The sequence below is a fragment of the Burkholderia sp. RF2-non_BP3 genome (genome assembly GCF_001522185.1).
Taxonomy (GTDB): domain Bacteria; phylum Pseudomonadota; class Gammaproteobacteria; order Burkholderiales; family Burkholderiaceae; genus Burkholderia; species Burkholderia diffusa.
Genome location: NZ_LOSU01000012.1, coordinates 126,565 through 146,351 on the forward strand (window position 1 = coordinate 126,565; position 19,787 = coordinate 146,351).

22 protein-coding genes and 2 pseudogenes are annotated in these 19,787 nt (G+C 66.4%); 11 read left to right on the forward strand and 13 right to left on the reverse strand.

Translation table 11 applies throughout. From position 1 onward, the window contains the following. Positions 1–9: 9 nt before the first annotated feature. Positions 10–312: an AzlD family protein gene (locus WS45_RS06000; protein WP_082721853.1), complete on the reverse strand. Its 303-nt coding sequence runs from the start codon at positions 310–312 to the stop codon at positions 10–12. Further along, positions 302–1,039, reverse strand: coding sequence for an AzlC family ABC transporter permease (locus WS45_RS06005; RefSeq protein WP_059698770.1), 738 nt, complete (start codon positions 1,037–1,039; stop codon positions 302–304). Before WS45_RS06005 ends, WS45_RS06000 begins: the two co-directional genes overlap by 11 nt. A gap of 125 nt (positions 1,040–1,164) precedes the next feature. Here WS45_RS06005 and WS45_RS06010 point away from each other — a divergent pair, with 125 nt between their 5' ends. Then, the gene (locus WS45_RS06010; RefSeq protein WP_006486309.1) at positions 1,165–1,623 is read left to right on the forward strand and encodes an Lrp/AsnC family transcriptional regulator; all 459 of its coding nucleotides are present in this window, start codon (positions 1,165–1,167) and stop codon (positions 1,621–1,623) included. Positions 1,624–1,842: 219 nt separating this feature from the next. Next, entirely contained in the window at positions 1,843–2,412 is a 570-nt protein-coding gene (locus WS45_RS06015; protein WP_059685249.1) for a hypothetical protein, read from the forward strand. Positions 2,413–2,655: 243 nt separating this feature from the next. Here WS45_RS06015 and WS45_RS06020 read toward each other — a convergent pair whose 3' ends face one another. From WS45_RS06020 to WS45_RS06030, 3 genes are all read right to left on the reverse strand, one after another. Next, a complete protein-coding gene (locus WS45_RS06020; protein ID WP_059698772.1) occupies positions 2,656–3,516 on the reverse strand; it encodes a hypothetical protein in 861 nt (286 codons plus the stop codon). Between the two features lie 62 nt (positions 3,517–3,578). Beyond that, on the reverse strand, positions 3,579–3,911 hold the full coding sequence (locus WS45_RS06025) for a DUF2322 family protein (protein WP_059698774.1): 333 nt from the start codon (positions 3,909–3,911) through the stop codon (positions 3,579–3,581). A 44-nt stretch (positions 3,912–3,955) separates the two neighbouring features. After that, positions 3,956–4,648 carry a flavin reductase family protein gene (locus tag WS45_RS06030; protein ID WP_059698876.1) on the reverse strand — a complete coding sequence of 231 codons (693 nt, stop codon included), beginning with the start codon at positions 4,646–4,648 and terminating at the stop codon, positions 3,956–3,958. Between the two features lie 209 nt (positions 4,649–4,857). Here WS45_RS06030 and WS45_RS06035 point away from each other — a divergent pair, with 209 nt between their 5' ends. Then, entirely contained in the window at positions 4,858–5,184 is a 327-nt protein-coding gene (locus WS45_RS06035) for a thioredoxin family protein (RefSeq protein WP_059533691.1), read from the forward strand. Between the two features lie 10 nt (positions 5,185–5,194). After that, a complete protein-coding gene (locus tag WS45_RS06040; protein ID WP_059698776.1) occupies positions 5,195–5,614 on the forward strand; it encodes a secondary thiamine-phosphate synthase enzyme YjbQ in 420 nt (139 codons plus the stop codon). A gap of 57 nt (positions 5,615–5,671) precedes the next feature. Here WS45_RS06040 and atsR read toward each other — a convergent pair whose 3' ends face one another. The 3 genes from atsR to WS45_RS06055 are packed head-to-tail and all read right to left on the reverse strand — an operon-like array spanning position 5,672 to position 8,919. Further along, the gene (gene atsR / locus WS45_RS06045; RefSeq protein WP_059698778.1) at positions 5,672–7,483 is read right to left on the reverse strand and encodes a hybrid sensor histidine kinase/response regulator AtsR; all 1,812 of its coding nucleotides are present in this window, start codon (positions 7,481–7,483) and stop codon (positions 5,672–5,674) included. A 9-nt stretch (positions 7,484–7,492) separates the two neighbouring features. Next, positions 7,493–7,993, reverse strand: a complete 501-nt coding sequence (locus tag WS45_RS06050) for a molybdopterin-dependent oxidoreductase (protein WP_059533695.1) — start codon at positions 7,991–7,993, stop codon at positions 7,493–7,495. Between the two features lie 47 nt (positions 7,994–8,040). Next, positions 8,041–8,919 (reverse strand): response regulator, encoded by an 879-nt coding sequence (locus tag WS45_RS06055; protein ID WP_059698780.1) that lies wholly within the window; start codon positions 8,917–8,919, stop codon positions 8,041–8,043. Between the two features lie 336 nt (positions 8,920–9,255). Here WS45_RS06055 and WS45_RS36375 point away from each other — a divergent pair. After that, positions 9,256–9,469, forward strand: a pseudogene (locus WS45_RS36375) (sel1 repeat family protein); the annotation flags it as partial. Between the two features lie 79 nt (positions 9,470–9,548). Here WS45_RS36375 and WS45_RS06060 read toward each other — a convergent pair. After that, positions 9,549–10,565 carry a 1-aminocyclopropane-1-carboxylate deaminase gene (locus WS45_RS06060; protein WP_059692533.1) on the reverse strand — a complete coding sequence of 339 codons (1,017 nt, stop codon included), beginning with the start codon at positions 10,563–10,565 and terminating at the stop codon, positions 9,549–9,551. 191 nt (positions 10,566–10,756) lie between these two features. Here WS45_RS06060 and WS45_RS06065 point away from each other — a divergent pair, with 191 nt between their 5' ends. The 3 genes from WS45_RS06065 (at position 10,757) to WS45_RS06070 (ending at position 12,317) form a co-directional block, all read left to right on the forward strand. Then, entirely contained in the window at positions 10,757–11,257 is a 501-nt protein-coding gene (locus WS45_RS06065) for an Lrp/AsnC family transcriptional regulator (RefSeq protein ID WP_059698782.1), read from the forward strand. A gap of 185 nt (positions 11,258–11,442) precedes the next feature. Further along, entirely contained in the window at positions 11,443–11,730 is a 288-nt protein-coding gene (locus WS45_RS34765; RefSeq protein WP_156437049.1) for a hypothetical protein, read from the forward strand. Continuing rightward, positions 11,727–12,317, forward strand: coding sequence for a class I SAM-dependent methyltransferase (locus tag WS45_RS06070; protein ID WP_059692532.1), 591 nt, complete (start codon positions 11,727–11,729; stop codon positions 12,315–12,317). The genes WS45_RS34765 and WS45_RS06070 overlap by 4 nt, the downstream gene beginning before the upstream one ends. A gap of 297 nt (positions 12,318–12,614) precedes the next feature. Here the strand turns inward: WS45_RS06070 and WS45_RS06075 are convergent, their stop codons facing one another. Continuing rightward, positions 12,615–13,766: a porin gene (locus WS45_RS06075; RefSeq protein WP_059692531.1), complete on the reverse strand. Its 1,152-nt coding sequence runs from the start codon at positions 13,764–13,766 to the stop codon at positions 12,615–12,617. 565 nt (positions 13,767–14,331) lie between these two features. Between WS45_RS06075 and WS45_RS06085 the strand changes: the two genes are divergently transcribed. The 3 genes from WS45_RS06085 (at position 14,332) to WS45_RS06095 (ending at position 17,241) form a co-directional block, all read left to right on the forward strand. Beyond that, entirely contained in the window at positions 14,332–15,369 is a 1,038-nt protein-coding gene (locus WS45_RS06085) for an ABC transporter substrate-binding protein (RefSeq protein ID WP_059692529.1), read from the forward strand. 70 nt (positions 15,370–15,439) lie between these two features. Beyond that, positions 15,440–16,405: an ABC transporter permease gene (locus tag WS45_RS06090; protein ID WP_059698786.1), complete on the forward strand. Its 966-nt coding sequence runs from the start codon at positions 15,440–15,442 to the stop codon at positions 16,403–16,405. 14 nt (positions 16,406–16,419) lie between these two features. Beyond that, the gene (locus WS45_RS06095; protein ID WP_059692527.1) at positions 16,420–17,241 is read left to right on the forward strand and encodes a quaternary amine ABC transporter ATP-binding protein; all 822 of its coding nucleotides are present in this window, start codon (positions 16,420–16,422) and stop codon (positions 17,239–17,241) included. 44 nt (positions 17,242–17,285) lie between these two features. On the opposite strand, the pseudogene WS45_RS36040 reads toward WS45_RS06095, so the two are convergent. The 3 genes and pseudogenes from WS45_RS36040 to WS45_RS06105 form a co-directional block, all read right to left on the reverse strand. Next, a pseudogene (locus WS45_RS36040) lies at positions 17,286–17,409 on the reverse strand (alcohol dehydrogenase catalytic domain-containing protein); the annotation flags it as partial. A 7-nt stretch (positions 17,410–17,416) separates the two neighbouring features. Continuing rightward, complete coding sequence (locus tag WS45_RS06100; protein ID WP_059698788.1) at positions 17,417–18,004, reverse strand: class I SAM-dependent methyltransferase; 588 nt, start codon at positions 18,002–18,004, stop codon at positions 17,417–17,419. Positions 18,005–18,114: 110 nt separating this feature from the next. Next, positions 18,115–19,782, reverse strand: coding sequence for a GMC family oxidoreductase (locus tag WS45_RS06105; RefSeq protein ID WP_059692525.1), 1,668 nt, complete (start codon positions 19,780–19,782; stop codon positions 18,115–18,117). Between the last annotated feature and the right edge of the window lie 5 nt (positions 19,783–19,787).

Here is a 19,787-nt window from a genome sequence, read left to right on the forward strand (position 1 = left end):
GTTACCCGATTACCCGAGCAAATACCGCAGCAGGCCGGCCGACACGACGCCGACGATGACGGTCGGCAGGATCGACAGGCGGGTCGCCGCGATCAGCGTGACGGCGAGCGCGAGCAGATCGGCCGGGCGCGTCGACACGAAGGCCGGCGCGATCACCGAGATCAGCACGCAACCGGGCACGTTCTCCATCACCGACGCCATCCGCGGGCTCAGCGTGCGGTTGCGCAGCAGCACGTAGCCGAGCACGCGCGACAGGTAGGTCGTCGACGCCATCAGCACGATGGTCGCGACCGTCGCGAAATCAGGCAGCATCGCGCGGCTCCCACAGCAGCGCGGCGATCAGCCCCGCGCACGCGCCGGCCGGGACGTACCACGCGCCGGGCACGGCCAGATGCGTGCCGGCCGCGACGACGAGGCTCACGAACCACGGACGGCTCGCGCGCATGCCCTTCCACATCCCGCGCAGCAGCACCAGAAACACGGCCGTGAACGCCATGTCGAAGCCGTACTGCTCGACGTTGCCGATCGTCGGGCCGACCGCCGCGCCGAGCGTCGTCATCGAGATCCACGTCAGGTACAGCCCGGCGCACACGCCCGCGTAATACGGGACGCTGATGTGCGTGGCCGAGCGCGAGCGTGCGTCGGCAAGCGACATCGCCCAGCTTTCGTCGCACATGAAGAACAGCGCGGCGAACGCGCGGCGGCGCGGCAGGCGCCGGATGTACGGCGCGAACGCCGCGCCCATCAGGATGTGACGCGAATTCACGAGGAACGACATCGCGACGATCAGCGCGATGTGCGGCGGCGAGGTCCACAGATGGATGGCCGCGAATTCCGAGCCGCCGCCGAAATTCAGGCCCGTCATCATCGGGACCTCGAACAGGCTCAGCCCTTTTTGCGCGGCCTGCGCGCCGAGCACCAGCGCGAACGGCACGAAACCCAGCATGACGGGCAGCGCCGCGCGCAATCCGCGGCCCATCTCGGCGACATAGGCGGGCCTGTCGCGAAGCCCGGACGACGTTGAAACGCTACTGCTCATTACTCCTCCTTCGGGGAGGAGGATTGTCTGCTTTTTTGACTCGAATCGGGTTGCGTTGCGGATCGATATTCACGAGAATTTGGCATTGAGTGAGCGATTTGCGAATTTTTTGGAATTTGATGCCAATGAAGCTTGACGCTATCGACCGGCGGATCCTGAGCGCGCTGCAACGCGACGGCCGCATGCAGAACGTGGAACTCGCGCACGAGGTCGGGCTGTCGCCGTCGCCGTGCCTGCGGCGCGTGCGGCTGCTCGAGGAAGCGGGCGTGATCGAGAAATACGTGGCCGTGCTGAACCCGGCGAAGGTCGGCAAGGGGCTGACGATTTTCACGCGCGTGTGGCTGAAGGGGCAGGACGCCGAATCCGTGAACCGCTTTGCCGAGGCCGTCCAGCAGATGCCGGAAGTGGTCGAATGCCACCTGATGGCCGGCGACTGCGATTTCCTGCTGCGCGTGGTGGCCGCCGACATCGACGACTACCGGCGCTTCCAGATGGAATACCTGACGCGCATCCCGGGCGTGCTGAGCGTGAAGACCGACATTCCGATGCAGAAGGTCAAGCTCACGTCGGCGCTGCCGACGTAACGCGGCACGGGCGCGTGACGACGATTCGGCGAATCGTCACCGGCCAGTGACATTTGGCCGATACACTGGGGGGACGAGCCGCTTCGCCACGCACCGGGCGCATCACGGTGCGACTTCGATGCGCAAGCAACTAACGGTCGACCGCGAAGGGATCGACGAACGCGCGCGCTGCGCGCGATGCGATCCGCCGGGCGGTGCGTCCTTCTTGTCGAGCCATTCATGCAGCCATTCAACAATCCGTGGAATTCGCTGGAAATCGTCAAGCTCGTGCTCGGCGTGCTGACGCCGTTGTCGGTTGCGTGTCTCGGCTGGCTCGTCGCGCGCCGGCTGAAGCGGCTCGAGCTCGTGCAGTGGACCAACCAGCGGCTGATCGAGAAGCGGCTCACGCTGTACGACACGGTCGCGCCGCAGCTCAACGCGCTGCTGTGCTTCTACACGTGGATCGGCTACTGGAAGGACATCTCGCCGGACGACGTGATCCGCGCGAAGCGCGAACTCGACCGCACGTTTCACATCTACCGCTACCTGTTCGACGACGACGTGTACGACGCGTATCACACGTTCATCCACGCGTTGTTCGAGATGCACACGGGGCCGGGGCGCGACGCGCGGATCCGTTCGCTGATCCAGTCGCCGGACGGCGACCGCAGCGTGCACGGCACGTATGAGTGGAAGGCCGCGTGGTCCGAGCGGTTCTCGACCGCGAACGTGACGGACAAGGCCGATGTGGTGCGGCACTACACGCGGCTGATGGAGCGGCTGCGCGTGGCGCTCGGCGCGAATCGCTGACGATTGCGCGCGCGTCGCGCGCCGGTACAGGAATTTGCTACCGGTGAGTTGCGCGTGGTGGTGGATACGCGTGAACGCCATGCCGGGGCGCCGGACTTGCGTGACTCGGAGGATGGGGAAACCGGCGGCGCATGTGATTGCTGACGCGGCATCGTTCGCGTTTTGAACGACCGTGGTGACGCGCGTGCCGCTCGAGCGACGGGTGGCCGGGAGCGATGAGTCAAGCGAACGCCACCGCGCCGATCACTCTTTCCTGCAAGCCACCTGATAATCGATCACGGTATTCGCCGACGGCGTGTCCGGCTCGCCGCCGGCCGTCGTCACACCTAGCACGCCGGCCGCGCTCCGATACCGCAGCGCGCAATACCCCATGCCGGTGCCGGAGCACGCTTCGGCTTCGATGATCCCGTGCTTCGCCAGCGTGGCCGCGCCGTCCGCCGAGTCCGGCTTCTCGCGCGGACGCAGCGGCTGCCAGCCACGCGAGATCAGGATCTTGCGCGCCGTATCGAGCGGCTTGCCGTATACGTTGGGCACGACTGCACGGCCGTGGCAGTACGTGCGTTCGGCGGCGACCGCCGTCAGCCGCAAGCCGCCATGCTCTTCGCGCAGCTCGCCGACGGGCGCCGACGGGCCGTCGCCGCCCCAGACCAGCAGCGCGCCGCTTTCCAGCGACTCGACCGAGCCGAGCTGCCAGCCGGCCGAGCGTGCCGTATAGCCGAGCGCGACGAGCGTCGTGCCGTCGAAGACGCCGATGTTTGCGTTGCGCGCGTAACAGATCGCGCTCGTCCCCGGCTTGAAACCGCTCGCGAACGTGACGACCGTATAGCGGCCGAGCGGCGCTTCCGACGTCACGATCCAGCCGAGCTTCGCGACGTCGCGGCCGGCCGCGGTTGCGGTCTTCGCGCGATATCGCGCACAGAATGGGTCGAGCGTGCCGTTCTCCGGCGAGCGCGGCAGCGCGCCGAGCGGAATCAGGGACGCGCCGGCGATATCGGAAGCCGTGTGCAGCGTCTCGGCGGACGCCGCGCCGCCGAGCGCGACGCACGCGAGGGCGACGAACGATGCGACGCGGCGGGTGAACGGCCGGACAGTCATGCGACGCATGTGGAGGGTCTCCGGGAAAGGACGGGCATCGACCGTTTGCGTGCGTGCCCGTCGCCGGGCATTCAGGCCTTCGCGACCACGTCGATCCGCAGCGCGTCGCCGCCGTCGACGATCGCCAGCAGACGATCGACGTTCGGGTGTGCGCCCGGGCGGTTACGCGCGTCGGCGGTGTGCTCCGCGAACACGGCGAGGCCGTGCTCGGCGGCCTTCGCGTCGAGCGTGCCGAATGCCTGCTTCAGGTAGTTGTACACCGCGAGCGAACCTTGCTTGCCCGGCTGGTTCTCGATGCTGGCGATCACGTCGCCGTTCGCGCCGACGAGATCGATGCGCGCGACACCGTCGATGGCCGGCAGTTGCGCGAGGTTGTCCTTGAATACTTGGGTCGGTTGAATCACTGAAACACTCCGTCGGTTCGGTCATGGGTCGATCGGCCCGTATCTTATCCGATCGACATGCCCGCTTCGCGCGCGCGGTCGATGTCGGGGCTGCGATACGCGCGCTCCGGAATCTCGGCGAGCCGTGACGCATGCACCTGATGCGGCGCGAGGCCATAGAACTTCTGAAAACTCATGATCAGCGGCGACCATTTGTCCGGATCGATGCGGTCGGGATGACCGTCCATCAGCAGGTCGGGATGTACGTGAACGCGCTGGATGCGCACCTCGAACACGCGGATGCGGCCGCGCAGGTCGGGCGCTTCGTCGCCGATGCCGTGCGTGGCGGCGACCACCGCTTCCAGATGCACCGGGCATTCGAGCGCGCGCGGCGGGGCGATGGTCTGCGAGGGCGTCTCGGTGAGCCCGGCGGTGCCGAACTTGTCCGGTTCGTACACGTAGCCCCGTGCCTGCTTCGACTCGGGCACCGGATGCATGCCCGTCGTGCGCGCGATGCGGTCGACCGCCTGCGCCTGCGTCGCCGACGGCAGGTTCAGCACGCATTCGCCGGTGCGCATCAGGTTGTGCGTGGTCTGCGAGCTGGCGGCGAGCCCGAGCATGCCGCGCCAGCCGAGCCAGAACGCGGACGACATCGGCGCAAGATTGGCCGTGCCGTCCGGATTCAGCGTGCTGATCAGCACGACGGGCGTGCCGAAATAGAGGATGTTGGGTTCGGTGACGCGATGCGGGGCGTTCATGGCCTTTCCTTCGTTGACGGGATCAGTTCGCATGCTGATCGCGTCGCCGCCGCGCGGCGCTCCGATTCTTGTCGTGTCATTCGCGCGGCGCGGCGCGGCCGCCGTCGGCATCGCGCGTGCTTTTCCGCTACAGTGGGAAATCGAAGGTCGCATGTGCCACCCATGCCGGCGCGCGGCGGCCACGTTCCGCAATTGCACACGAGGGACCGATGGACATCGAGCAACGCTACACCGCCAACGCGCCGACGCGCGCGGAAGTCGACGCACTGGCCGGTGCGACCGTCATCGAATTCGGCACGAACTGGTGCGGAATCTGCGCGGGCGCGCAGCCCGCGATCGTCGCGTCGTTTTCCGCGCATCCGGCCGTGCGGCACCTGAAGATCGAGGATGGCCCGGGTCGGCCGCTCGGCCGTTCGTTCGGCGTGAAGCTGTGGCCGACGCTGGTATTCCTGCGCGACGGGGTCGAAGTCGCGCGCGTCGTGCGCCCCGCCGACGCCGGGCAGATCGAGGCCGACGGCTTCGCCGCGCTCGCCTGAGGCCGTCGTCATGCAACAGGCCATCACGCATATCGGCGTCGACGCGAGCGGCAGCGGCCTCGTCGAGTTCACGCCGCAAGTGCGCGCATTCGTCGACCAGCAGGCGATCCGCACCGGGCTGCTGACCGTGTTTTGCCGCCATACGTCCGCGTCGCTGCTGATCCAGGAGAACGCGGATCCGTCCGTGCAGCGCGACCTCGAACGCTACTTCGCGACGCTCGCGCCCGAGGACGACACGCGCTACGAGCACGACACCGAAGGCCCCGACGACATGCCCGCGCATCTGCGCACGGCGCTCACGCAAGTGCAGCTGTCGATCCCGATCGAGCACGGACGCATGGTGCTCGGCACGTGGCAGGGCATCTATCTGTTCGAGCATCGTCGCGCCGCGCATCGGCGCGACATCGTGCTGCATTTGATCGGCGAGTAAGCGGGAAACGCGCAGCGGGCGGCCGGAACGCCTGCCCGTCACGCATCGCGGCCGTGCTCAGCCGAGCAGCTTCTCGACGAGCGCGCCGAGTTCGCGCAGGTGAACGGGTTTCGGCAGGAATTCGTCGAACACCCGCTGGTTCTCGCGCAGCGCGGCCGATTCGTACGCGCTGACACCGAGGATCGACGGAAACTTTCCGTCGTCGTCCGGTTGCGCGACCATCCGGATGCGGTGCGCGACTTCGAAGCCACTCAGGTCCGGCAGTTCGAGATCGAGCACGACGAGGTCGTAATGCGTGTCGCCGAAACGGGCGATGCCTTCCTGCCCGGTGCCGCACAGATCGGCGTCGAGGCCGAGCGCCGACAGCATCGCACCGAGCGTTTCGCGCGCGTTGTCGTTGTCGTCGACCACGAGCGCGCGGCGGTTCCGATGCACGGCGACGGCCGGCCACGCGGGCGCGTCGCCGGCCGTTTCTCCGGCATCCGGCACCTCGGCCGGCAGCGTCACGACGAACTCGCTGCCTTCGCCGACGACGCTGCGCACGTCGACGTGGCCGCGCAGCGTCGTCACGATCTCGCGCACGACCGCGAGCCCCATGCCGATTCCGTCCACATGCAGGCCGACCGCGTCGTTCGCGCGGTAGAACGGCTCGAAGATCTTCGGCAGATGCTGCTTCGCGATACCGGCGCCCGTGTCCCGCACCGCGAGTTTCAGTTGGCGGCCGGCCGGCGCGTCGACGAGCATGATCGATACGTCGATCGATCCGTCGGCGGTGTATTTCACCGAATTCTCGATCAGGTTCGACAGCACCTGACGCAACAGCTTGCGATCGGAGCGGATCGCGAGGTCGTGAGGCTCGACGCGCTGCGCGACGGCGATCCGCTTGGCCGCGATCTTCTCGCGCAGCGGATCGAGCACCTCGGCGAGCAGCGACGCCATGCCGACCGTTTCGGTTTCGGCGAGGCGCTTGGTCGAGCGCAGCTTGATGTAATCGGTCAGGTCCTTGACCAGCGCTTCGAGCGACGACGCGGAATTCTGCAGCCGCCGGATCGTCTTCAGGTTGGCGTCGGACTGCGGCCGCGCGAGCAGGATCTCGATCGAACCGCAGATCGCCTGCAGCGGCGTGCGCAGTTCATGGCTGACCATCCCGAGGAACGCGTTCTTCGCCTCGATCATCTCGAACGCGCGATCGGATGCCTTGCGCTCCGCATCGAGCGCCGCGTCCTGTCGTTCGAGCAGGTCGTCGCGCGTGCGCATCGTGTAGAACAGCAGCAGGAACAGCGCGCACAGGATCACGCCGAGGATGATGCCGAGCGACAGGATCGCCCGCTGCTTTTCCTTCAGCTGATGGAACGTGAAGTCGCGCTGCGCCATCTCGATCGCGCGGAAGTAGTTCGCGAGGCCGTTGACCTTCGGCCAGTATGCGTTGACGTCGTCGATCACGTGCGGCGCATCCTGTGGCGCGTTGCGCAGCAGCGGCACGTCGTGCTTCAGGCGCGCCATGAATGCGCCGAGCACCGCGATTTCGGCGCGCGCACGCGGGATGCGCAGCCAGTATTCGGACACTTCGGACGGCCGCTGCAGGAATCCGAACGACACCGACAGGCTGTCGAGCTGCATCTGCACGTGGTCGAAGTCGTCGTCCACGTGCGTCGAGTAGAGGATCAGCTGGCGGTCGAAGCGCGTGTAGGCGTTCCGGTATTGCGCGGCCGTCCAGAACACGCCTTCGCGCGGCCCTTCGAGCACGCCCTCGTTGACCGAGGTCGCGAGCAGGTCCCACAGCAGGAATGCCCACGCGGCGAATCCCAGGATCCACAACGATCCCAGGATGAGGATGATCTTTCTGTTCTTCCACCGCCCGCGCATCATGTCACGCGCTTACTTCACGGTCAGGCCGATGATCTGCCATGCGAACTTGGCTTCGCCGAGCGGCGTCTTCAGCTCGTCGGGATACTGGTCGCGCGGATACATGATCCACAGCGGGCCGTAGTTGTCGTTGCCGAGCACCTTGCCGTTCATCGTGCGCGCGAGGATCACGCCGTACTTGTCGGCATCCGACACGGGGATCGTGAACGTGTATTCGTCGATGCAGCGGAACTCGATCTGCGTGCCGTGCGCGTCGACGGTCTTCAGCACGTCGGACAGGCGCGGGCCGGTGAAGGTGGCCTTCGGCGTCCAGCTCGTCGACGTGACGATCGTGTGCTGCGGCAGCGCCATCAGCGCCTGCTCGGTGAAGACGAACGTCGTCTTGCCGGGCTGGTTGCTGCGGCCGATCTTGCCGTCGACGGTGAACGTGAACGACGCGGCCCAGCTCGCGGCGGCCATGCCGAGCAGGCAGGCCGTGACCAGGCTCTTGACCCAGATGGTCGAAATTCGCATGTGTTTCCCCTTGATCGTGTTCGTGTGGTGGAGTTCTTGTCGTGGTCTCAGCTCGCGGCGGCGGCCGTGACGGCCGGCAGCGCGATCTTCAGTTCGCGCGCGACTTCGGCGAACAGGATCGGCAGGCGCACCGGCTTTTCCTCGCAGCGCGCGTTGTAGTGCGACACGATGTGCGCGATTTCGTCCTCGCTCGCTTCGCCGGTGGAGATCTTGCCGGTCAGCAGGAAGATCGGCGCGCCGCCGTTCTCGCTCGAACGGATGCCGCGCACGAGCTCGGCGGCGGTCTGGTCGCCGAGCATCCAGTCGAGGATGTAGCCGTCGAAATCCTCGACTTCCAGCGCCTTGCGGAACGACGCGCCGTCATGGTACGGAATCGCGTTCACGCCTTTTTCGATGAAGTATTCGCAGACGGTTTCGGCGACGTCCCGCGAGTCGTCGACGACCGCGATCCGCGCCGCGTACACGGTCGGCTGGCTCGAGCGCAGTTCGATGACGTCGACCGGATAGAGGCGGCCTTCGCGCGCGTGCTGGCGTTCGGTGACGATCCATTCGCCCTGCCACTGCAACGCGACGAAATCCGTTTCGGTCTGGCTGCTGGCCTTCGCCGAGATCGCCGCGCGGCAGCGGAAACGACGCGACTCGATCACGAGCGTCGCGTCGATCATCTCCGCGGCGGCCGGCTGCGTGCCCTTGTCGTCGAGCAGGATCGCGGGCGGCACGCCGAAGTGCGTCGCGATGTCCTGCAACTGCGACAGGTTCCACGGGATCAGCCCTTTCATCTTGCGCGTGACGACCGAGAAACTGAGGCCCAGCACGTTCGCGATCGTCGTGTTGTGACTGCGCGGCGGGATGCCGTTGCGCGTCAGCAGATCGCGCACCTTGGTGGCGGTGATGAGGTCGGCGTTGGCCTGCTCGCTATTGGGCATCTCGAAGGGGTCTCCTGGTTTGAGCGACGAAGAGCATATTCAAAAGTGACGCGATGCGCAAACTTTGAAATCGCGAATCACCTTGACATGCCGTTTTTCTCCATTATTATTGCTCACCACGTCACTATTGTTTGTTGCGTCATGTTTGGAAGCCGGTGTCGACGACGGTCGGCCCAGCGAAAAGCGGCAATCAGCGCGTGACTGAACGATTCGAAGAGAGCCTGAGAGAGCCTTGGACTGCGTGTCGGCGTGGGTGAATTGTATTCGCCCCGCCGCGCGCAAGCCGGGTACGCGCTCGCGGCAAGATGGCGCGAAGCAGTGCGGCGCAAATGGATCGTGGGAGAAGAAACGAGGGTTCGTCGTTTGCTGGCGCCGGGGCTGTTGCTGTTGGCCGCATGCGCGTGAGGCGTCCGTCACCGGCAACATGGTGCGGATCTGCAATGACACCGGGTGTTCCGATCGCCCTAAAGATCAGGTTTCCTATCAAAAAAGGGCGATTCTGACGACCGCGACGGATCCGCGCATCGTTTCGTTGAAGCAGCCGTCGAAGGTCGCCTGCGACTTCCGCCTCGAGTTATTTCCGCGGCGCCGATGTCGCGCATGCGTCGCCGGTCTGCCGCAACGCGAGATCAACCTTCCCGAAAAATCCCGCTATACGCGCTCAACGCCGGCACTCCGCCAAGGTGCGCGTACAGCACCTTCGATCCCGGCTCGAATTCCCCGCGCCGCACCTTGTCGATCATCCCGTGCATCGATTTGCCTTCATAGACGGGATCGGTCAGCATGCCTTCCAGCCGCGCACACAGACGAATCGCCTCCAGCGTGCCGTCGTTCGGCAGTCCGTATTCGGGCCCGGCATAGCGCGTATCGAGCACCACGTCCTGCTCGTCGATATCGCGCCCCAGCCCGACCAGCTCGGCCGTGTGCCGGGCGATGCGCGTGATCTGTTCGTGCGTGCGCTCGGGCGTTGCCGACGCGTCGATGCCGATCACGCGGTCCGCGCGCCCGTCGGCCGCGAAGCCGACCACCATCCCCGCCTGCGTGCTGCCCGTGACCGAGCAGACCACGACGTAATCGAACTTGAAGCCGAGTTGCGCTTCCTGCTCGCGTACTTCTTCCGCGAAGCCGACGAACCCGAGCCCGCCGAGCGGATGCTCGGAACACCCGGCAGGAATCGGATACGGCTTGCCGCCCGCCTGCCGCACGCTTTCCATCGCTTCTTCCCAACTGCGGCGAATGCCGATGTCGAAGCCGTCGGCGACGAGCCGCACGTCGGCGCCCATCATCCGCGACAGCTGGATGTTCCCGACGCGGTCGTACACCGGATCTTCGTAGTTGACCCAGTGCTCCTGCACGAGCACGCACTTCATCCCGAGATGCGCGGCGACGGCCGCGACCTGGCGGGTCTGGTTCGACTGCACGCCGCCGATCGACACGAGCGTGTCGGCGCCTTGCGCGAGCGCGTCGGGGACGAGGTATTCGAGCTTGCGCGTCTTGTTGCCGCCGAAAGCGAGGCCGCTGTTGCAGTCCTCGCGCTTCGCATATAGCTCGACCTTGCCGCCGAGGTGCGCGCTCAGGCGCTTGAGCGGCTGGATCGGTGTCGGGCCGAACGTGAGCGGATAACGGGGGAAACGTTGCAGGTTCATCGGCAAGCTCCGAAAGGCGGTGGGCGGGAATTCGAGTCGGTCGGGTGCGGCCGGCACGCCGTGTCCCGATGGAAAAATGATAGGCAGGACCCTGCGAAATGAGCTTGCGAAATAAGTACTGGCGACCTACGTTATCGATGAAATGACGATCAGATATTTAATTTCGATTCGTAAAATGTACGGGAGACGCAATGAAATTAGATCGTGAAAGCGCAGTGCCGGCCGAAACGGCGCCGGTGCTCGACCGCATCGACCGCGCGATCCTGCGGCAGTTGCAGCAGGACGCGTCGATCTCGAACGTGAGCCTCTCCGCGAAGGTGAAGCTGAGCGCGCCGGCGTGCCTGCGGCGCGTCGAGCGGTTGAAGGAGATGGGGTTGATTCGCGGCATCGTGGCGCTGCTCGACCCGAAGCCGCTGGGTGCCGGGATGCTGGTGGTGATCGGCTTCGTGCTCGATCGTTCGACGCCGGAGGCGTTCGCCGAGTTCGAGAAGGCCGCGCAGAAGGTGTCGGGGTGTGTCGAATGTCACGTGGTGACCGGCGAATTCGACTACTTCATGCTGGTGCGCACGCGCGACAACGAGAGCTTCAACCGCTTGCACGCGGAACAGCTGCTGTACCTGCCCGGTGTGCGGCAGGTGCGCTCGTTCATGGTGCTCAAGGAAATTCTGTCGACGCATGCGCTGCCGGTGTAGCGCATCGCGATGTGGTCGGCGGCGCACGCTGCGTTGAACGGCATGCGGGGGCCAGCGGAAGGGGCCAGCGCCACTCCGCAGGGCAGCGCTTCGCGGAGAAAACGACTGGTGTGCGGGGATCTTCAGCGTGCGCGTCGAGCACGCGCGGACCAACCTGCGATGAGGCAGCGGGGCGGCGCGAACCGTTGACCGACGAATTGTCGGCGAGCGGTATCCCGCGCAGTTTCAGCAGCGCGTCGACCGCTGATCGGGCCGCCATCGGTTGCACGGCCCGCATCGGCGACGCAATCAGGGACAATCTTCACGTCGCCTTAAGTTTGCATTTCCTAGAATCGATTGATCGCCGCGCGAGCGCGGCGAACCGATTCTTCAGGAGGATGCACGTGAAAGAACCCCGTGTCGTCGTAGCCCTGTTGCAGGCAGTCATTGGCACGTCGAAGCCGAACGCGCAATCGCGCAAGGTCGGCCGATGACCTGGCCGAACGCGTTGCGTGTCTCGGCACTGTTCGTGCGCGAGTGGGTCGGCCGCCCGGCCGCGGTGGGCGCGTTGTGCCCGAGTTCGCGGCATCTGGCGCGCGAGATGGCCGATGCGGTGCCGGACGGCGACGGACTCGTCGTCGAGCTTGGCGGCGGCACCGGCGCAATCACCGCCGCGTTGCTCGAACGCGGCGTCGCGCCACGGCGTCTCGTCGTGGTCGAGCGGTCGCCGGCGTTCGTGCAGCACCTGCGACGCCGCTTTCCCGGCATCTCCATCGTGTCGGGCGACGCGCGGCAGCTCGAGCGGCTGCTGCCGCCCGACGCGGCGGTCGATGCGATCGTGTCCTGCCTGCCGCTGCGCACGCTGCCGCGCGAGGACGTGACGGCGATCGTCGGGCAGTGCGAGCGCGTGCTGTCGGTCGACGGCGTGATGATCCAGTTCACCTACGATTTGCGCGTGCCCGAGCGTCACCCGCTGCGCGATCCGGCATTTGTTGCCGACGCCAGCCGGATCGTGTGGGCAAATATTCCGCCTGCGCGCATCGTCACGATGCGCCGGGCCGCCATCGGACAGGTGGCGTGATGCCCGCATCGCGGCGCGCTTCCTTTCATCGACCCTGCGGATGCCGTCGGTCGCGGTTCAAGTCGCGGCGTCCGGCATGAAGGACACCGGACGTCGAGGCGGTACACGTGTATCGGTGGATAGTCGGCGGTTGTCCTGTCAGCGTTGGCGGGCCGCACGCACGACCTGCGATGAATCACGTTGCGCCGCCACGTCGCCGGCACGAAGCAAAAAGCCCGCCGGCAGGCTTGCGCCTGCGGGCGGGCAAAGACACCACGGCAGATCCGCGCGGGTGTCGCGTGAAGACGGCGAAACGGGTCAGAACTTGTGGCGCAGCGCGAGTCGCACGGCCACCTGATTCGACGTCGACGACGGCGCGTCGGTGCCCGGGATGAAAGCCTGGTCGAGAATCGATCCGGTCTTGTCGCCGGCGATGTGCTGGTATGCGGCTTGCACGTACACGTCGGTCCGCTTCGACAGGTTGTAGTCGGCCATCAGCCCGACCGAGTGAATCTTCGGCTTCGCGTCGCCGGTCGACGCGTCGTATTTCTCGAGCGACAGCACGTACTGCGCGCCGACCATGAACGCCGGCGTGATCTGGTAGGCGCCGTTCACTTCGAAATTCTGGTACTTGATCGCGCTGACCGTCGCTCCCGGCGCGATGATCGCCCCCGGCGTGCCGAGATAGCCGTTGCCGGTCGGGTTCTTGTAGTTCGAGTTCGTGTACGCGAAGCCGACCGTCGCTGGACCGAACGTGTAGTTGATGCCCGCGCCGAACACGCGCATGCGCTCGGCGATGTAGCTGGCGTCGTTCGCGGTGATCGCGCCGGCCGAACCGTCGCCGGGGTGGTTCGCCTGCAGGTACGCGGCGCCGATCAGCAGCCCGTTGTTCTGATATTGCGCGCCGAAGCTGTATGCGCGATTGTCCGAAAAGTTCGTGCTGTTGCTGAAGCTGTATGCGCCACCGAACTGGAAGCCGCCGAAGTTCGGACTCGCGTATTTCACCGTGTTGTCGAGGCGGAACGAGTTGTCGGTGTTGTCATTGTCGAACGGGTGCGCGAGCAGGTAGCCGCCCCAGTTGCCATTGGCGGTGGTCGGCGCGAGATAGTCGACGACGGAATCGTACTGGCGACCGAAGGTCAGCGTGCCGTACTGCGCCTGGCTCAGGCCGACATAGGCCTGGCGGCCGAACATGCGGCCGCCCTGGTTGAGCCGGCCGCTGTTGACGTCGAAGCCGTTCTCGAGCTGGAAGATCGCCTTCAGGCCGCCGCCGAGATCCTCGTTCCCCTTCAGGCCCCAGCGGCTGCCCTGCGCATAGCCGCTTGCCATTTCGTAGACGTGGCCGGTGCCGACGTTGTTCGTGTAGTTGAGGCCTTCATCGATCACGCCGTACAGCGTGACGCTGCTTTGCGCGAATGCGGGTGACGCGAAGGCTGCGGTGACGGCGAGCGCGGTCAGTTTCCTGTTCATTGAGATCTCCGGGGTATCCAGCTTGTATCGGTTGTCGTGAGCGCGTCTGGTGAGGCGCGTCCCGTCATCCTGGGCGAAGCGGCGCGGCGCGCGCGGCACCGGTCCGCGCGAGCGCGGCGGCGTGCCGACGGGCGGCGTCCGATCCTGTCTCCTCCGATGACACCGCGCATTGTTCCGAAGCCGAAACGGAACCGAAAGCGAGTAATTTCGATGGATGGAATCGGGTTCGTCGATGGGTGCGCCGACCGCATTCGACCGCCGGTACGGCGTGCCGCGGCTGCGCGCCGGCGCCGGCCGAACAGTTGCCGAACGCAGGCGCGACGCGCCTGCGCCGGGGCCGGCAGCGGCCCCGGAGAATCGGCCGCGAGGCCCGTTCGGCGGGCCTGACGCGGCAGCCGGAGATCGATTGGCGCGGCCGATTGCAATGATCGGAATTACTCGTTTCCCTAAACATATCGGCGGCTCGACCATGCAGGCTGACCGGACGTGGATGGATACGCGATTCGCCGGTCGCCGCGCATGCCGCGACGCATAAACAACAGATTCGATTTGGAGACAACCCACCATGCAGATTCGACGACTGAGAACGGTCCTTCTTGCCGCCGCGACGATCCTGTCCGCGCCCGCGGCCCATGCGGCCGGCGGCGCGTGCGCCGACGGCAAGACGGTCCATTTCGCGGGCATCACGTGGGAAAGCGGATCGTTCGCGACCGAGGTGCTGCGGCAGATCATGGAGAAGGGTTACGGCTGCAAGACCGACGTCGTGCCCGGCAGCACGGCGGCGACGGAAACGGCGCTCGCGCGCAACGATCTGCAGATCTGGGCCGAGCAGTGGACGGGCCGCAGCGAGATCACCGCAAAGGCCGTCGCGTCGGGCGCCGTGAAGCTGATCGGCGACACGCTGCCGGGCGGCACGACGGAAGGCTGGTTCGTGCCCGAGTACGTGGTGAAGGGCGACCCGGCGCGCAACATCAAGCCGATCGCTCCGGGGCTCGCGTCGGTCGACGATCTGCCGAAGTTCAAGCAGGTGTTCGCCGACGAGGAGGAGCCGGACAAGGGCCGCTTCCTGAACTGCCCGACGGGTTGGGACTGCGAGCGCGTGAACACGCGCCTCCTGAAGGTACTGAAGCTCGACCAGTCGTACACGAACTTCCATCCGGGCACGGGCGCGGCGCTCGACGCGGCGATCGCATCGGCATACCAGCGCGGTGCGCCGATCGTGTTCTATTACTGGGGCCCGGCCGCGCTGATGGCGAAATACAAGTTCGCGGCGCTGAAGATGCCGGCCTATAACGAAGCTTGCTGGAAGACGCTGCGCGACGAGAGCAGCACGCATCAGTGCGCGTCGTCGTACATGGTGTCGCGGCTGACTGTCGGCGTGTCGAAGCCGTTCGCCGACGCGAACCCCGATCTCGTCGGCGTGTTCGGCAAGGTGCGCTTTCCGATGGATTTCCTGAATCAGACGATCCTCGAGATGACCACGAAGAAGGTCGACGGCGCGGCGATGGCCACGCAGTTCCTGAAGACGCGCCCGGACATGTGGAAGCAGTGGGTGCCGGCCGACGTCGCGCAGAAGATCGCCGGCAGCCTGAAGGGCGCGTAACCTGCGCGCGGCGGCGGGCCTGCACCCGCCGCCGCCGTGACGCGCCTTTGCGGCGCGACGGAGAATCATCATGAACGGCTTCTTCCTGCACCTGTCGATCGCCGACTGGGTCAACGGCGCGCTCGAGACGTTCGTCGCGCAATACGGCGACAGCTTTCATCACTTCAGCGCGCTGCTGTTGCGCTACCTGCTCGTGCCGCTCGAAGGCGCGCTGCGCGTTGCGCCGCCGTGGCTCGTGCTGCTCGTGGTCGGCGCGATCGCGTGGAACGCGACGCGCCGCATCGGCCTCGGCGTGCTCTTCATGCTGCTGCTCTACGCGATCGGCTGCTTCGGCCTGTGGGACAAGCTGATGCAGACGCTCGCGCTGATGCTCGTCGCGACGGTGCTGTCGGTCGCGATCGGCGTGCCGCTCGGCATTCTCGCGTCGCGCAGCCCGTGGCTGCGCCGGCTGCTGCTGCCCGTGCTCGACGTGATGCAGACGCTGCCGAGCTTCGTCTACCTGATTCCGGTGCTGATGCTGTTCGGGCTCGGCAAGGTGCCGGCCATCCTCGCGACGATCATCTACGCATTGCCGCCGCTGATCCGGCTCACCGATCTCGGCATCCGCCACGTCGATCCGGACGTGACCGAGGCCGCGCGCGCGTTCGGCACGACACGCTGGCAACTGCTCGTGAACGTGCAGTTGCCGCTCGCGCGGCCGAGCATCATGGCGGGCATCAACCAGACGACGATGATGGCGTTGTCGATGGTCGTGATCGCGTCGATGATCGGCTCGCGCGGCCTTGGCGAGGACGTGCTCGCGGGCATCCAGACGCTTGACGTCGGCAAGGGCACGCAGGCGGGCATCGCGATCGTGATCCTCGCGATCGTGATCGATCGAATCAGCCAGGGCTTCGGCCAGGAACGCCGTGCGCGGCGGCGGCTTGCGCGGCAGCGCCGCGAGAAGGGCGCGTCGCGCGTGCCGTACCGGCTGCCGCGCAAGGCGGCGCCGGCGGGCACCGATTCGAACCAGCCGGCGCAATCGTCGCGCGCATAGCCAGGGAGGCACACATGGCGACCATCGAAGTCAAACACGTGTACAAGCTGTTCGGGCCGGAGGCAGCGCATCCGCGCGTGCTCGATCTGTTGCGCGCGGGCAGGTGCAAGGCCGACGTGCTGTCGGAAACGGGCTGCAACGTCGGACTCAACGACGTGAGCCTCGGCATCGCGTCGGGCGAGATCTTCGTGATCATGGGGCTGTCGGGCTCGGGGAAATCGACGCTCGTGCGGCACTTCAACCGGCTGATCGAGCCGACGGCCGGCGAGATCGTGATCGACGGCAACGATGTGATCAAGCTCGATCCGCACGGGCTGCGTGAGCTGCGTCGCTACAAGGTCAGCATGGTGTTCCAGAACTTCGGACTGCTGCCGCACCAGACCGTGCTCGACAATGCCGCGTATGCGCTGCGCACGCGCGGTGAAAACCGCCACGACGCGACGCAAGCCGCGCGCAACTGGCTGACGAAGGTCGGGCTCGACGGCTACGGCGAGCATTATCCGGACGAGCTGTCGGGCGGGATGCGGCAGCGGGTCGGCCTCGCGCGTGCGCTGGCGGCCGATACCGACGTGCTGTTGATGGACGAGGCATTTTCCGCGCTCGATCCGCTGATCCGCACCGAGATGCAGGATCAGTTGCTCGAACTGCAGGCGACGCTGTCGAAGACGATCGTCTTCATCACGCACGATCTCGACGAGGCATTGCGCATCGGCGACCGGATCGCGATCCTGCGCGACGGCACGCTCGTGCAGGTCGGGACACCGGACGAAATCCTGTCGCGGCCGGCGGACGATTATGTGCGGCGGTTCGTCGAGAAGCGCACGAGTGTGAGCTGACGCGCGGTATCCGGTCACGCCGCCCGGTGCGCGGCCTTCGTCGGCACGCCCTCGCCGGCCGCGACGACTTCGCCTTCGATTTCCAGGCCCGGGACGTCGGATGCGCCGGGCGGCCTGGTCGTACGACCCCTTGCGTTGCAGCACGTCCGGGCCGTTGACGCCGGCAGCGAGCGGGTTACTTCGTGCCGAGCACGCAAGCGAGCGGATGCGACGGCACGCCGTTGCGATGCACGGCAACCGAGGCGAAACCGGCTTCGGTCATCAGCCGCGCCAGCTTCTCGGGCCGGTATGCGTCGTAGGGTGCCCGCCCGAGGTCGCGGACGGTGATCGCGACGATCCCGCCGCGCCTGACGACGCGGTGCAATTCGCGCAGGCCGCGTGTTGGCGCCGGCCAGAAATAGATGCAATTGATCGAGAATGCCTTGTCGAACACCTCGTCGGCGAACGGGAGCGCATCGACGGAACCGAGCGCAAGCCGCACGCGACCCTGGTCAATCGCGATGCGGTTCAGGCGCCGTGCGGCGGTCAGCATGGTCGGCGAATGATCGACGCCGGCGATGCGGCAGGACGGCGCCGCTTCGGTGGCGAGCCGGATCGCATCGCCGGGGCCGAACCCGACTTCGAGTGCATGCTCGTCGTCCGCGATCGCCAGCAGCGACAGCGTCCATGCGTTGTCCGGCCGGTTGTGCCGACGCATGATGCGGCCGACGATCCGGCCGATCACGCCACGCGGCAAGCCGGCTTGCCCGAGATGAGTCTTCATGGTGTTTGCCCTCCGGTTCGACGGCGAGCAAGCAGCGTGCCGCCGCCGCGACGTTCGGGGAGCACGCGCAAGGCCGTTTGCCGCGGCGGCGTGGCGGCGCGACCGTGGCGTCAGGGTGTGATCGCTTCCCTTTCGTGCATCCGCGCGCCGGCCGCTTCGCCTCGCAACGCATCCGCCAGAATCAGATCCGCGCCTTTTTCCGCGACCATCATCGTCGGCGCGTTGATGTTGCCCGACGTGATGTTCGGGAACACCGAGGCATCGACGATCCGCAGCGCCTGCAGTCCGTGCACGCGCAGCGCCGCATCGACCACCGACGTCGTCGCGTCCGGCCCCATCGCGCACGAGCCGCAGAGGTGATAGATCGAGCCCGACTGCTCGCGGAAATACTGGAGCATCGCTTCGTCGGAATCGACCTGCGGCCCCGGCGAGATTTCCTCGACGGTCATCGACGTCAGCGCCGGTGCGCGCATCAGCGCGCGAATCACCTTGCTGCCCTGAACGGCTTCGTCGAGATCCTTTTGAGTGGTGAGCGCGTTGATGCGGATCTTCGCGGCATCTTCCGCGCGGTTCGACGCGATCTCGATCGTGCCGCGGCTCGTCGGCCGGCACGGGTTGAACGCGATCAGGAATCCGGAATAGGGTTCGGGCTTGATGCTCGCGCGATCGTTCTTCGGGATCCGGTACGACAGCGGGTTGAAGTAGAGCTGGATATTCGGCTCCTGCGCATCGGCCGTCCCGCGGAAGAAGCCCCCCGCCTGGTTCACGCTCATCGCGAGTGGGCCGCGCCGGGTCAGCAGGTAGCGCAAGCCGATCTTGAGCTTGCCGAGGAGCGTACCCATCTCGTCGTTCAGCGTCGGCCGGTTCGCCTTGAAGTAGAAGCTCACGCACAGGTGATCCTGCAGGTTGCGGCCGACGGCCGGCAGCGCATGCACGAGCGGCACGCGCTGGCGCGCGAGCAGCGCCGGATCGCCCACCCCCGACAGTTGCAGCAGCTTCGGCGTATCGACCGCGCCAGCTGCGAGGATCACCTCGCGCGCGGCGGCGAGCGTTTCGTCGCCGTGTTCGCCCGCGACGATCACGCCGGTCGCACGCGTGCCGTCGAACGTCACGCGCCGCACGAGCACACCTGAGCGCAGTGTGAGGTTCGAACGGCGCAGCGCGGGACGCAGGTACGCGAAGCTGCTGGAGCAGCGTTCGCCGTTCCTGGTGTTCAGGTCGTAGATGCCCGCACCCTCGAACTGCGCGCCGTTGAAGTCGTCGGTGTGTGGCAGGTTCAGCTGCGCGCAGCCCTTCAGGAACTCATGGATGATCGGATGCACGTCGGCCTTCATCGACGTGATATGGATCGGCCCGGTCGAGCCATGATGCTGCGGATCGGTCGCACCGGCCGCGTGTGTCTCGAGCTTGCGGAAATACGGCAGCACGTCGTCGTACGCCCAGCCCGGATTGCCGGCCTTCGCCCAGTCGTCGTAGTCGCTGCGCTGGCCGCGCACGTAGACCATCGCGTTGATCGAGCCCGACCCGCCGACCACCTTGCCGCGCGGGCAGTACAGCTTGCGATTGGCGAGCTGTGCCTCCGGCTCGCTGTAGTACATCCAGTTGTAGCGGCGGCTGTAGTAGGTCTTCGTGAAGCCGATCGGCACCTTGAACCAGAACGACGCGTCGTGTTCGCCCGCTTCGAGCAGCAGCACCGAATAGCGGCCCGATTCGCTCATTCGGTTCGCGAGAATGCAGCCGGCCGAACCCGCGCCGACGATGATGTAGTCGTAGGTCATGTTTC

Excerpts from the sequence above, each read along its gene's own strand:
- WS45_RS06075 (WP_059692531.1), bottom strand. The coding sequence starts at position 13,766 with ATGAACAGGAAACTGACCGCGCTCGCCGTCACCGCAGCCTTCGCGTCA.
- WS45_RS06040 (WP_059698776.1), top strand. The coding sequence starts at position 5,195 with ATGCAACAGGCCATCACGCATATCGGCGTCGACGCGAGCGGCAGCGGC.
- WS45_RS06060 (WP_059692533.1), bottom strand. The coding sequence starts at position 10,565 with ATGAACCTGCAACGTTTCCCCCGTTATCCGCTCACGTTCGGCCCGACA.
- WS45_RS06035 (WP_059533691.1), top strand. The coding sequence starts at position 4,858 with ATGGACATCGAGCAACGCTACACCGCCAACGCGCCGACGCGCGCGGAA.
- WS45_RS06050 (WP_059533695.1), bottom strand. The coding sequence starts at position 7,993 with ATGCGAATTTCGACCATCTGGGTCAAGAGCCTGGTCACGGCCTGCCTG.
- WS45_RS06070 (WP_059692532.1), top strand. The coding sequence starts at position 11,727 with ATGACCTGGCCGAACGCGTTGCGTGTCTCGGCACTGTTCGTGCGCGAG.
- WS45_RS06100 (WP_059698788.1), bottom strand. The coding sequence starts at position 18,004 with ATGAAGACTCATCTCGGGCAAGCCGGCTTGCCGCGTGGCGTGATCGGC.
- WS45_RS06105 (WP_059692525.1), bottom strand. The coding sequence starts at position 19,782 with ATGACCTACGACTACATCATCGTCGGCGCGGGTTCGGCCGGCTGCATT.
- WS45_RS06055 (WP_059698780.1), bottom strand. The coding sequence starts at position 8,919 with ATGCCCAATAGCGAGCAGGCCAACGCCGACCTCATCACCGCCACCAAG.
- WS45_RS06095 (WP_059692527.1), top strand. The coding sequence starts at position 16,420 with ATGGCGACCATCGAAGTCAAACACGTGTACAAGCTGTTCGGGCCGGAG.
- WS45_RS06030 (WP_059698876.1), bottom strand. The coding sequence starts at position 4,648 with ATGAACGCCCCGCATCGCGTCACCGAACCCAACATCCTCTATTTCGGC.
- WS45_RS06010 (WP_006486309.1), top strand. The coding sequence starts at position 1,165 with ATGAAGCTTGACGCTATCGACCGGCGGATCCTGAGCGCGCTGCAACGC.
- atsR (WP_059698778.1), bottom strand. The coding sequence starts at position 7,483 with ATGATGCGCGGGCGGTGGAAGAACAGAAAGATCATCCTCATCCTGGGA.
- WS45_RS06090 (WP_059698786.1), top strand. The coding sequence starts at position 15,440 with ATGAACGGCTTCTTCCTGCACCTGTCGATCGCCGACTGGGTCAACGGC.
- WS45_RS06065 (WP_059698782.1), top strand. The coding sequence starts at position 10,757 with ATGAAATTAGATCGTGAAAGCGCAGTGCCGGCCGAAACGGCGCCGGTG.
- WS45_RS06020 (WP_059698772.1), bottom strand. The coding sequence starts at position 3,516 with ATGCGTCGCATGACTGTCCGGCCGTTCACCCGCCGCGTCGCATCGTTC.
- WS45_RS06085 (WP_059692529.1), top strand. The coding sequence starts at position 14,332 with ATGCAGATTCGACGACTGAGAACGGTCCTTCTTGCCGCCGCGACGATC.
- WS45_RS06000 (WP_082721853.1), bottom strand. The coding sequence starts at position 312 with ATGCTGCCTGATTTCGCGACGGTCGCGACCATCGTGCTGATGGCGTCG.
- WS45_RS06005 (WP_059698770.1), bottom strand. The coding sequence starts at position 1,039 with ATGAGCAGTAGCGTTTCAACGTCGTCCGGGCTTCGCGACAGGCCCGCC.
- WS45_RS06015 (WP_059685249.1), top strand. The coding sequence starts at position 1,843 with ATGCAGCCATTCAACAATCCGTGGAATTCGCTGGAAATCGTCAAGCTC.